This is a genomic window from Candidatus Hydrogenedentota bacterium (assembly GCA_019637335.1).
Lineage (GTDB): Bacteria > Hydrogenedentota > Hydrogenedentia > Hydrogenedentales > JAEUWI01 > JAEUWI01.
Genome location: JAHBVV010000017.1, coordinates 98,363 through 108,900, shown reverse-complemented (window position 1 = coordinate 108,900; position 10,538 = coordinate 98,363). Strand labels below are relative to the sequence as shown.

At 65.5% G+C, this 10,538-nt stretch carries 7 protein-coding genes; 3 read left to right on the top strand and 4 right to left on the bottom strand.

Features of this window, described 5'->3' with window-relative positions; translation table 11 throughout:
* Positions 1-374: 374 nt before the first annotated feature.
* Positions 375-1,028, top strand: coding sequence for a hypothetical protein (locus KF886_17460; GenBank protein ID MBX3179146.1), 654 nt, complete (start codon positions 375-377; stop codon positions 1,026-1,028).
* An 87-nt stretch (positions 1,029-1,115) separates the two neighbouring features.
* Here KF886_17460 and KF886_17455 read toward each other — a convergent pair whose 3' ends face one another.
* The 3 genes from KF886_17455 to KF886_17445 all read right to left on the bottom strand — a co-directional run bounded on the left by KF886_17455 (position 1,116) and on the right by KF886_17445 (position 6,825).
* Positions 1,116-2,588, bottom strand: a complete 1,473-nt coding sequence (locus KF886_17455) for a DUF1501 domain-containing protein (GenBank protein MBX3179145.1) — start codon at positions 2,586-2,588, stop codon at positions 1,116-1,118.
* 85 nt (positions 2,589-2,673) lie between these two features.
* Positions 2,674-5,586 (bottom strand): DUF1553 domain-containing protein, encoded by a 2,913-nt coding sequence (locus KF886_17450; GenBank protein ID MBX3179144.1) that lies wholly within the window; start codon positions 5,584-5,586, stop codon positions 2,674-2,676.
* Positions 5,587-5,808: 222 nt separating this feature from the next.
* Positions 5,809-6,825, bottom strand: a complete 1,017-nt coding sequence (locus KF886_17445) for a prepilin-type N-terminal cleavage/methylation domain-containing protein (GenBank protein MBX3179143.1) — start codon at positions 6,823-6,825, stop codon at positions 5,809-5,811.
* 391 nt (positions 6,826-7,216) lie between these two features.
* Here KF886_17445 and KF886_17440 point away from each other — a divergent pair, with 391 nt between their 5' ends.
* Positions 7,217-8,284 (top strand): LacI family DNA-binding transcriptional regulator, encoded by a 1,068-nt coding sequence (locus tag KF886_17440; protein MBX3179142.1) that lies wholly within the window; start codon positions 7,217-7,219, stop codon positions 8,282-8,284.
* 68 nt (positions 8,285-8,352) lie between these two features.
* Complete coding sequence (locus tag KF886_17435) at positions 8,353-9,156, top strand: acyltransferase (protein MBX3179141.1); 804 nt, start codon at positions 8,353-8,355, stop codon at positions 9,154-9,156.
* 28 nt (positions 9,157-9,184) lie between these two features.
* On the opposite strand, the gene KF886_17430 is transcribed toward KF886_17435, so the two are convergent.
* Positions 9,185-10,459, bottom strand: coding sequence for a hypothetical protein (locus tag KF886_17430; protein MBX3179140.1), 1,275 nt, complete (start codon positions 10,457-10,459; stop codon positions 9,185-9,187).
* Positions 10,460-10,538 lie beyond the last annotated feature (79 nt).

Sequence of the window (10,538 nt, the reverse complement as noted above, 5' to 3'; positions counted from 1 at the left end):
ATCTTATCGAATCGGAGACTCCGGGACCCAAGGCGTCGCCTCGGGAACGTTGGCGCTCTTTGAATTCGCCTGAAAGGGTCGAAGATGCGCCGAAGGCGGGCAGCACAGCCGGACGGGGATGCGTAATTCGGGCGAGGAAGAAATGAACCTTCTGCACTCGACGGGCGTATAGGTGGAAAATAGCATGCCGAAACCGAAAGGACCGCAAAATGTCCGCCACGATACCGCCGGATCGGCGAATGCCCAGCTGCAAGTACTCGTATGGACGGCTCGCCGTGCTTTTCGCAGTTATTGTCCCGTGCCTGCTGGTTCTGGTCGCGCAACTACTGACTTTCGGCAGATGGATTTATCCAACGCCGTCCACTCCGAACCGCATGAAGCAGATGGGTCTGGTGTTCAAAATGTACGCGAGCATGTCCGAGGGGGAGCGCTGGCCGCAACTCGCCCGGAATACCGAAATCTGGGCGCCGGATATTGCCCAGATTTTCCCGGAGTTCCTTTCGGATCCCACAACGCTGGTTGCGCGAGAACATCCGGCGTACGATGCCATTGTTTCATGCCTGAATCTCGCTCTTGCGGAGCCGCGTCCGGACTTCGAGACCGCCGCCGGCCTGATGGCCATGAGCTTCGCATACCTGGATTGTTCGGTCATTGACGAGCCGGGTTTCCGCGCGATGGCCACCGCGCGGCGGCAGGGATTGCTCGATGGGTCGATAGCGACCGTGACGATTCCGGACAGCGCGCAGGCCGTCTTCCCCATGCGTGAGGAAATCGGGTGCGACTTCCTCGGCAGGGCGCCGCAAGACCCCGGCCCCAAACTGCCGGGAACGCAGTCGGCGCGACCGGTGCTGATCGAAACGTGGGGGTGGAAAAACAAGAGTTCTCCCCGGGGGTTCAACGGCGCGCACGTGCTGTACATGGACGGCCACGTTGAGTTCGTCAAACTGGGGACCTTTCCCGTGGTTCCGGAGGTGATGGATGTGCTGAGCGGTATTGCGGGCACTCAGAACGAACTACTTCGACCGTAACATCCTGGGGGGTACAGGCACCCTCGCTTGCAGGCCACTTTTCACGCTTGCGCGACCGAACTCACTGCGGCTTGGGAGCCAGTCCCCCTACGCGATAATCTCCCGGATGGGGTCCGCGCCCTCTACGCCCACGAGCTTCTGGTCCAGGCCGTTGTAGAAGTAGCTGAGGTTGTTCGGATCCAGCCCCAGCTGGTGCAGCACCGTGGCATGCAGGCGCTTGACGTGCAGCCGGTCCTTCACCGCCGCGCTGCCGAGTTCGTCGGTCTCTCCGTAGCTGACGCCCCCCTTGATGCCGCCGCCGGCCATCCACATCGTGAACCCCATCGAATTGTGGTCGCGGCCGGTCCCCTTTTCATATTCCGCCGTGGGCTGGCGCCCGAACTCCCCGCCCCAGATAACGAGCGTCTCGTCGAGCAGGCCCCGCTGCTTCAGGTCCTTGAGCAGGCCCGCGATCGGCTTGTCCGTGTTCCCCGCGTGGTAATTGTGGTTGTCCTGCAGGTCCGCGTGGGCGTCCCAGTTGTCGTCGTTGTGCGCGCCGCCGGAGTAGAGCTGGACAAAGCGCACGCCGCGCTCGACGAGCCGCCGGGCCAGCAGGCATTTGCGCCCGAAGTCTTCCGTGCGCGGGTGGTCCATGCCGTAGAGCCGCTTCACGTGCTCCGGTTCCTGGTCCAGTTCCACCGCTTCCGGCGCGGTGACCTGCATGTTGTAGGCCAGCTCGTAGCTCGCGATGCGCGCCGCGAGATCCGTGTTGTCGACGCGATCGGAAAGGTGCTGGTTATTGAAGTGGTGCAGGTGCTTCAGGAGCGTGCGCTGTTCATCGCGCGACATGCCGCGCACGTTGGAAAGGTTCAGGATGGGATCGCCCTGGGGGCGGAACACCGTCGCCTCGTAGTTCGCCGGCATGTAGCCGCTCGTCCAGTTCTGCGCGCCGCTGATCGGGCCGCCGGTCTTGTCCAGCATGACGACGTAGCCGGGCAGGTTTTCGTTCACCGAACCTAGGCCGTAATTCACCCAGGAGCCGAGTGACGGATTGCCGCTGAGAATGCGCCCGGAATTCATCATGAGCATGGCCGACCCGTGGATAGGCGAGTCCGCGGTCATCGATTTCAGGAACGTGATATCGTCCACGCAGGTGGAAAGGTGCGGGAACAGCTCCGACACCCACGCGCCCGATTCGCCGTACTGCTTGAAGCGCCATTTCGGGCCCACAATGCGGCCCTCGTTCTTGCGGCCGCCCCGCCCCGCCGTCTTCACCTGCACCGTCTTCCCGTCGAGTTTGAAGAGCTCCGGCTTGTAGTCGAAGGTATCGACGTGGCTCGGCCCCCCGTACATGAACAGAAAGATGACGCTCTTCGCCTTTGCCATCGCCATCGCGGGCTTCGGCGCGAGCGGGTTCTGAAACGCGGACACGCCGTCCGCCGCGACCGCCTGGCTGCCGAAGAATCCATCCCGCGCGAGCAGGCCGGTCAATGCGAGCGACGTAAAACCGCCGCCCATGGTGCTGAGGAATTCGCGGCGTGTGCGCCCGCAGAAGGAACCCCGAGGCTTGTCGTTGGCCATTGTTCTCTACTCCTGTGCCTGTCGCATCATCCCGGGGCCGGTGCGCACCGGGGCGATTGGAGGCTGCGGTAGCGCCGCCTTCCGGTCAATCAAGATACATGAATTCGTTCAGGTTGATCGCAAGCAGGCAGAACCGCTCGAAGGCCGCCTGCTCGCCGTGCCCGTGCTTCTCCACCATCTCCGCAATAAACGCGAGGCCCCGGTCCACTTCGGTGTTCGCCGGGGCGCGCTGCGTGACGCGGTTCAGCGCGAGCCAGACTTTTGTCTCCAGGTTCGCGGCGCCCTCCGCCTCGATGCTCGCCGCCAGCGCCTCGGCCTGCGCGTTCACGAATTCGCTGTTCAGCAGGTTCAGCGCTTGCGTCGGCTGCGTCGTGGCGAAACGCACCGCACAACTCGACTCCGTGTCCGCCATATCGAAATCGGAGAGCAGCGGGTCCTTCAGCGACCGCTTCACGTGCGTATAGATGCTGCGCCGTGTGTGGTCCTCGGGGGGCGACGTTCCCCAAACCTTGTCCGGGGTGGAGGAGGTCGCCAGGACGGCGGCCGGCATTGGCGGGTATACATGCGGCCCGCCCATCTTGAGGTTCAGCGTGCGATTCGCCGCGAGCATGCTGTCCCGGATCTCCTCCGCTTCGAGGCGCCGCATGTCGAAGCGCCAGAAGAGGTTGTTGTCCGGATCCGCCGCCAGGGCCTTCGCGTCTCCCTCCGACGACATGCGGTAGGTGTTCGACAGCATGATCAGGCGGTGCATGGCCTTCATGGACCAGCCCTGCGCGATAAACTCGCTCGCGAGCCAGTCCAACAGCTCGGGGTGGGTCGGCGGCGCGCCCAGCGCCCCGAAATCGTTTGAGGTGCGGACAATCCCGCGGCCGAAGTGGTACTGCCAGATCCGGTTCGCCATGACCCGCGCGGTCAGCGGGTTTTCCGGACTGGCCAGCCATTCCGCGAGCACCCGCCGGCGCCCGGGAGTCTTCGCGTCCGGGTCGGGGCTGGGCAACTCGGGCGCACCGGCGGCGAGCACAATGGGAAAGCGCGGGGCGACCTCGTCCCCGGGCACATGCGGGTTCCCCCGCAGCAGGATGTGCGTCGGCGGCACATTCGGTCCCGTGGAGGTGACGGTGGTGGCGTACTTCCCCGGGATCTCGCGCTTCTTCGCCGCGTCGATCGTCTTCTCCAGTTCAAGATAGCGCGACACCTCCGCTTCCGCGAGGATTTCGCGGCCCGTGTCCTTGATCAAGCGGTTGACGTTCAACGCATCGGCGGGGGGCTGCGCCAGCGCCAGCGGTTGCGCCTTAATACCCGGGCCGGACCACGCAATTTCGAGCACGGGCTCGCCGTAGGTGTGGAAATAATCGACCCGGAAGGTGTGGAATCCCGGTTCCAGGGTTATCCGCGCCTCCCCGCTGGTTTCGCCGGTTCCCGCCTGATCGTAAATGCGCTGTCCGTTGACCGTAAGCCGCAGGCCGTCCTTCGCGCGCACGTGGAATTCATACTCGCCCGCGGCGCCCGCGCGCAGCTTCCCCTCGAAAACGAGACCCATCGCGTCCTGGCGGCTCGCCGCCGCCAGGGTCACAAAGTTGTGCTTCAGTTTGCCCTCGTCCTCCGGGCGCAGGGTGTCGAAGTCCGGCAGCGACGCCCAGGTGTCCCGGTAGAAACGGAACGTAAGGTCCGTCAGGTCCGATCGGACGATGCCCGCGGTGTCCCCGCCGCGCGATTCCGCCAGGCGCGCGAGGTAGCCCCGCTCTAAGTCGTATATTTCGCCCCGCAATGCGGAGATCTCCGCTTCTTTCTGGCGCGCCGCGGCGTCGTGGGCCGCCTGCTCCTCCGCATCCATCACATTGGTCAGTTCGGACTGCCGCTGCGAGGACTTAACGTCCTGAATAAACGCGATCATGCTGTAGTAGTCGGAGGCGGGAAAGGGATCGATCTTGTGATCGTGGCACCGCGCGCAGCCGAGCGTACTCCCCAGAAACGCGGCGCTGATGGTCTGCACCATGCCGTCCAGTTCGTCGTAGCGGCCGAGCAGCGGGTCCGCCGGCTCGTCGTCCCAGATTCCCAGGCGATAGAGGCCGGTGGCGATCAGCGCGTCGGGCCCCCCGCCGGGAAGCTCGTCGCCCGCGATTTGCTCGCGGATGAACTGATCGTAGGGCTTATCCTCATTGAGGGCCCGGATCACGTAATCGCGATAGCGCCACATGAACGGCTTCTGGAAATCCCGCTCGAAGCCGTGGGTCTCCGCGTACCCGGCCACATCCAGCCAGTGCCGCGCCCAGCGCTCCCCATAGTGCGGGCTCGCCAGGAGCTCTTCCACGAGCCGCTCGTAGGCGTCGGGCGAATCGTCGCGCTGAAAGGCCTCCACGGCCTCCGGGCTGGGCGGCAGCCCGGTCAGATCGTAGTACGCGCGGCGGATCAGCGCACCGCGGGGTGATGGTGGCGCGGGCGCCAGTCCGGCTTCGTCCAGCTTCGCCTTGATGAACGCGTCGATCGGGTTTGTGGACCAGGCCGGCTCCACAGCGGGCGGTTCCGGGCGCGCCAGCGGCTGGTAGGCCCAGTGATCGGCGCCGCCGCGCGGCCCGTGCTCCTCCTCGGCGGGCGGAACACCGAAATCCGCCCCCTCGGGGTCCCAGGGCGCGCCCAGGCGCACCCACGCGGCCAGTGTCTCGATGTCCTGCTCCGCCAGCTTCCCCGATGGCGGCATCTGGTGGTGCTCGTCCTTGTAGCTGATCATTGCGAGCAGCGAACTGGCATCGGGGTTCTGAAGATCGACCGCCGGGCCCCGCGCCGCGCCGCGAAGCAGCCCTTCCCGGCTCGTCAGGCGGAATTCCCCCTTCACCGTGGGCCGCCCGCCATGGCACGGGAAGCAGTTCGCTTCGAGAATCGGCCGGACTTTTTCGGTGAAGTAACGGCGGCCCTCATCCTCCGCGCCGTGCGCGCTGGATGCGCCCGCAACTATTCCCGCAGAAAGCGCCGCGCGCGCCAACCGCCTCGACCAGACCATAACAGAACTCCAGTGCTCTCCAGATGCGCAAGGACCACAGCGCCGCCGGAACAATAGAACGGGATTAACTCACGCCTGTTAGCATACCCCAGTGTGCGGGCCCCGGCCAAGCCCGAAGCGACGGCCGAGATGCCGGGCCGGCGGGATCGCGGAACGGAAATGGAACGCTCCCCGGCGCGGTCAACGCCGGGGAGCGCAATCAACCCGAGATGGGAGAAATCATCAGCCGGGGTCTATCGAACCATCGATCCACGCCGCCGGCGGATTCACCATGACACTTTCCGGGTACTTGTTGAACGACGCGTGGCCGTCCATCCAGAGCACATTGGATCCACCCGGAATGTGGTTGTAGTGCGACGGCACCGTGGACATCCGGTCCCACATGACCGGCACTTCGCTCTGGGCCTGGGCCGACGCGCCCGGATTGTTGATATCCGTGATGGTAAAGCGTTCGATACCCTCGCGCAGGCGAAGCACCTTCGTGCCGCCGCTGTTCCCGTACGCGTCCACGTTGATGTCATTCTCCGTAACCGCGTTGAATTGGGTGGGATTGGTCCCGCCGCTGCCCAGAAACGCCACATAACCGGCATACAGCGCGGTGAACTGCCCTTCCAGAGCCTCGGACCACTGGCCATTAACGATCACATTCGCGGGGTTCGCGATCGCCACGCCAAAGGGAGCCAGCGCCGCCGCCAAATCCTCCGCCGTCTTGGTCGGATCATTGGGCCCGACGAGGTCCAGGAGGTAGCCAAAGTAGCCGTAGCTGACATCGACCGCGCCCATGCAAGACCCGCCGTGATTACAGCCTCTGCCATTGGCCGTGGTGCCGCCGCCCTGTGATGGCCGGCGGGCGTCCAACAACAGGCTGGTCCCGTCGGCGGCGAAGATATCGCCCACGTTGCTGTCCGAATCGGACGGGCACATCAGAATGGACGGATCGGTGAGATACTCTGGATAGATGGCGATGGTGTAAGGGCCCATATCCCAACGCAGCGATGCCGGCGTGTCGCCATTGGGCGGCAGGACCAATTTCGCCTGCTGCGGCGGCCAGGTCTCGCCTTTGCTCTCATTTGCGTACATCTTGTACACGAGCCCCCACTGCTTGAGGTTGTTCTGGCAGCTGGCGCGCCGGGCGGCTTCGCGCGCCCGCGCCAGGGCCGGCAGCAGGATTGCCGCCAGGATGCCGATGATGGCGATAACCACCAGCAGCTCGATCAGGGTAAAACCTTTCTTGTTCATGATGGCTTTTTCCTTTCCAAGTCCTCGGTTGGTGGACGTACAATCGGCGTATCGGAGCGGCCCGACACAGCCCGTCGCGCCCGTGCGGAACCGCCGCCAGGCGCCCATGCGGTATGCGCAAACACGTGATCGATAACGTGTCTGACTTCAATGTAACAGAAATCTGACATCCCGTCAAGAGCGAATCGCGATTCACATCATCGCGGGAAGAGACTGCTTAATTCCGGCGGGGAGCGGGTACTTACTTGGAAAAAAATGCGTCAAAATTCCAGAAAAACGTGTATGATAAGGTCAGGGAAGGCTAGGGGGGACTTGCCTTTTGGCTAGGTTATCGATAATTATACCGTGGGAGGCGCGCCACCCGAGCGACGTTGGGAAGAGGTGAAAGTGCATGGGAACTACAAGTAAACGGCCCACGATCTACGATGTCGCCCGCGAAGCGGGCGTCTCGGCCAATACCGTAAGCCGTGTAATCAACGGCAAGTCCGGCGTGGGCGACGCCACCCGGCTGCGTATTCATCAGGTGATCGACGCGCTGGGATACCATCCGCACATGGGCGCGCGCGCGCTGCGGGGCCACCAGGGCCGCTGCGTCGGGGTGGTGCAGGCGGCCCGCCCGGACGACATGCCCCTGAGCCATTTCTTCATGGTCTGGCTCCTGGGCGAATTACAGCGGGTCTTCGGCGAGGCCGGTGAGCGCATCTGTTTCGACATGAACCCGCTCGCCGGGTCGCCGGGTGTCGACTACGCGCGAAGTGTCTGGGAAAATCTTTTCTCGGCCTGCGTGATCGCCAGCCCGTTGCCGCTGGGTGATCGCGTCATCGAGCGGCTGCACGCCTCCGGCATACCCTACCTCGTATTCGGGAGGCTGGACACCTTTCCCGAGTGCAGCGCGGCGACGGCGGATTACGAGGGCGGCGCATACACCTGTACGAAATACCTGGTGGACCGCGGGCATCAATCCATCGCGATGCTGCGCGCCTTTCCCAACTACCAGCCCGGCGTGGACCGGCGCCGGGGCTACCTCCGCGCCCTGTGCGAGGCCGGCCTGGAGCCCAGCGAGCGCCTGATCCAGTCCGTGAATTTCCGGAGCACCGACAACGCGCATATCGTCCATCGCCTGCTGGTGGACGAACGCGTCACCGCGCTGGTGGATTGCAGCGGGACCGAGGACTCCTGGAGCATTCGCGAGGGCGCGCGCCGCGCGGGGCGCACGCCGGGGAAGGATTTCGAGATCGTGGTGTGGACGTATTCCAACGACACGGCGGTCATGCGGGAGGCGTGCGCGCACCTCTGGCTGCCCGTGCGCGAGGCGGCCGCCGAGGGGCTCGAACTGCTTGCGGCGTGGCACCGCGGCGAGCGCCAAGGGCCGATCAACCTCCAATACGCCCCCGCCCTGTTTGAGACCATGCCGAACCTGGAAATCACCCACCAGAATCGCCTTTTCGGCCAGCTGTAACATGAAATCTCGCGCGCGCGCGGGCAGTCCGCCATCGCCGCCCCGAGCCAAACCTGGGAGTTGTCCTCGTGTCTATCCACGCAGGGTTCCTGCAGTATGACGTCGCTTTCGGCGATTGGGAGGACAATGCCGAATCCGTCCGCCGTCTCCTTGGCGGCGCGCCGGACCTGGACTTGCTGGTCCTGCCGGAGCTGGCCTTCTCGGGCTACGATTTCCGGGACCGCGACGAGCTGGCATCCCTGGCGGAACCGCGGGAGAACGGGCCCACCGCCGCGCTGCTCCGCGATCTGGCCCGCGATCGCTCCATGACCGTCGTTGCGGGCTACGCCGAACATGCGCCGGAAGGCTGCTACAACGCGGCGATGCTGGTGACCCCCGATGGCGCACTGCGGAATTACCGGAAGATCCACCTCTTCAACCGCGAGCAGCACGTATTCCTGCCGGGCGACGCGCCGCCGCCCGTATTCGAGACGCCCGCCGGACGGATCGGCGTGATGATCTGCTTCGACTGGTTTTTTCCGGAAACCGCGCGCTGCCTGGCCCTCGCCGGCGCGGACATCATCGCGCACCCGAGCAACCTGGTGCTTCCCTGGTGCCAGCAGGCCATGTTCGCACGGAGCATTGAGAACGGCGTCTTCAGCATCACGGCGAACCGCATCGGGACCGAGGCGCGGACGGACCGCAGCCTCGCATTCACCGGAGGGAGCCAGATTCTCGGGCCGCGCGGCGAAACACTGGCGAGGGCCCCGCTGGATGCGCCCGCGCTCGGCCTCGCCACGCTGAATCCCGCCAGCGCGCGCAACAAAGCCATCGCGGACCTCAACGACCGCTTCGACAACCGCCGCACGGAACTCTATCGCGGGCTCGTTTGATCCGATCTCCCGCGCGAACGCCGCAAGGTCACCACTGGCTGCGCGGTCCGCCCCCGCGGGCGCCGGGCCGCCACCCGGTGTAAACGGCCACCCCCAGATTCACCGCGATCGCCAGCCCGGCCGACCAACCAAGCAATACATGCGGATCGCGATCCCGGAGGTCGCGCATCCGAAACGCGAGAACCGCCTGTACGCATCGCTCCACGAAAGTCGGCGGCGGCGCGGGCGCGGCCATGTGCGCGTTGGCCGCGGGCCGGGGCATAGTCAGCACATCGAAGCTGAAGGACGCCAGCCCGGCATCCACCGCGTTCCCTGGCCCCCCGTCGAGCGCGGCGGCGATTCCCGGAGACGGCAGGGGCGTTGGGCCGCGTGCGCCGGACCACACGCCGCTTGCGAGCATTTGATCGAGCGTACGGTAGAAGGCCCCGTTCGCCAGCCGGACGGTACGGCACACCCGCGCGCGCTGGATAGCCGGCCTGTCCTCCGGCGTCGCAATGAGGATATCCTCCATCACAAAATCCAGTCGGACTGGGCGCGCGATCTGATTCTGAAACTCGGGCGGGACCGTCACCCCGGCGGCTTCAAGCCGCGCGCGCACTTCGGACTCGCCGCGCCAGGTAATCGCCGCCTCGATCCTGCGCGGAAGCCCGCCGGCATCCGGATCGATCCAGAGCCGCCAGGTCTCGTCCGGGCCCGAGACCTCCAGCACGGCGCACGGGTGGCCCTGTACCGCCTCCACGCGCGCGCGCAAATCGAGCCGCGGCATAGCGGCCAGATGGCTTGCGAGGGGAGTGCGGGTTCCGGGCGCGAAGCCCAGAAGCTCGAGCCCCCAGAACGCGTGAATCGCGTGCGCGGGAATCCGGGAACCATCCACCTCGTATCGAGCGGCGGCCGCCCGTTCCGCGCCGGGCCCCCATTCCGCGTAGCGATGCCAGCTATCCCCTTCCACGCGCGTCCAGGATCGGATCCAGTCCGCCGCGGTCGACCGGGCGGAATGATGGTTCCGCGTATCGGCCACGATGCGGGAATCGTCGATGTAGATCGTGCTCCAGGTACGCCGTTGAACGGAAGGCGCGCTGAAACGGCGGCGGCAGGGGGTATACCAGGCCCCGCCGTGAATGATCTCGATATCCGCCGTGACCGGCCCCGATGCCGGCGCGCTCGCGGCGAAGGTTTCCAGAAGCGATTCGGGTGTTGGGCCTGCGGACGCCGGGGCCGCAAAGACGGCGGTCACCGCAACGAGCATCCCGGCGCGAACATAATGCCGCGCATCCGTCCACCGTGTTCCCACCGTTACCACCATGCGCCCCGGGCTCCATCCGGTTCAAACAACCACGCAAGACCGCCGTTGCGCCTGGCCGGCTGGGACGCCGGCGCGTGGC

What these genes read in the sequence shown, in the direction of transcription:
- KF886_17450 (MBX3179144.1), bottom strand. Translation starts at nt 5,586, where the DNA reads ATGGTCTGGTCGAGGCGGTTGGCGCGCGCGGCGCTTTCTGCGGGAATA.
- KF886_17430 (MBX3179140.1), bottom strand. Translation starts at nt 10,459, where the DNA reads ATGGTGGTAACGGTGGGAACACGGTGGACGGATGCGCGGCATTATGTT.
- KF886_17445 (MBX3179143.1), bottom strand. Translation starts at nt 6,825, where the DNA reads ATGAACAAGAAAGGTTTTACCCTGATCGAGCTGCTGGTGGTTATCGCC.
- KF886_17440 (MBX3179142.1), top strand. Translation starts at nt 7,217, where the DNA reads ATGGGAACTACAAGTAAACGGCCCACGATCTACGATGTCGCCCGCGAA.
- KF886_17455 (MBX3179145.1), bottom strand. Translation starts at nt 2,588, where the DNA reads ATGGCCAACGACAAGCCTCGGGGTTCCTTCTGCGGGCGCACACGCCGC.
- KF886_17460 (MBX3179146.1), top strand. Translation starts at nt 375, where the DNA reads ATGAAGCAGATGGGTCTGGTGTTCAAAATGTACGCGAGCATGTCCGAG.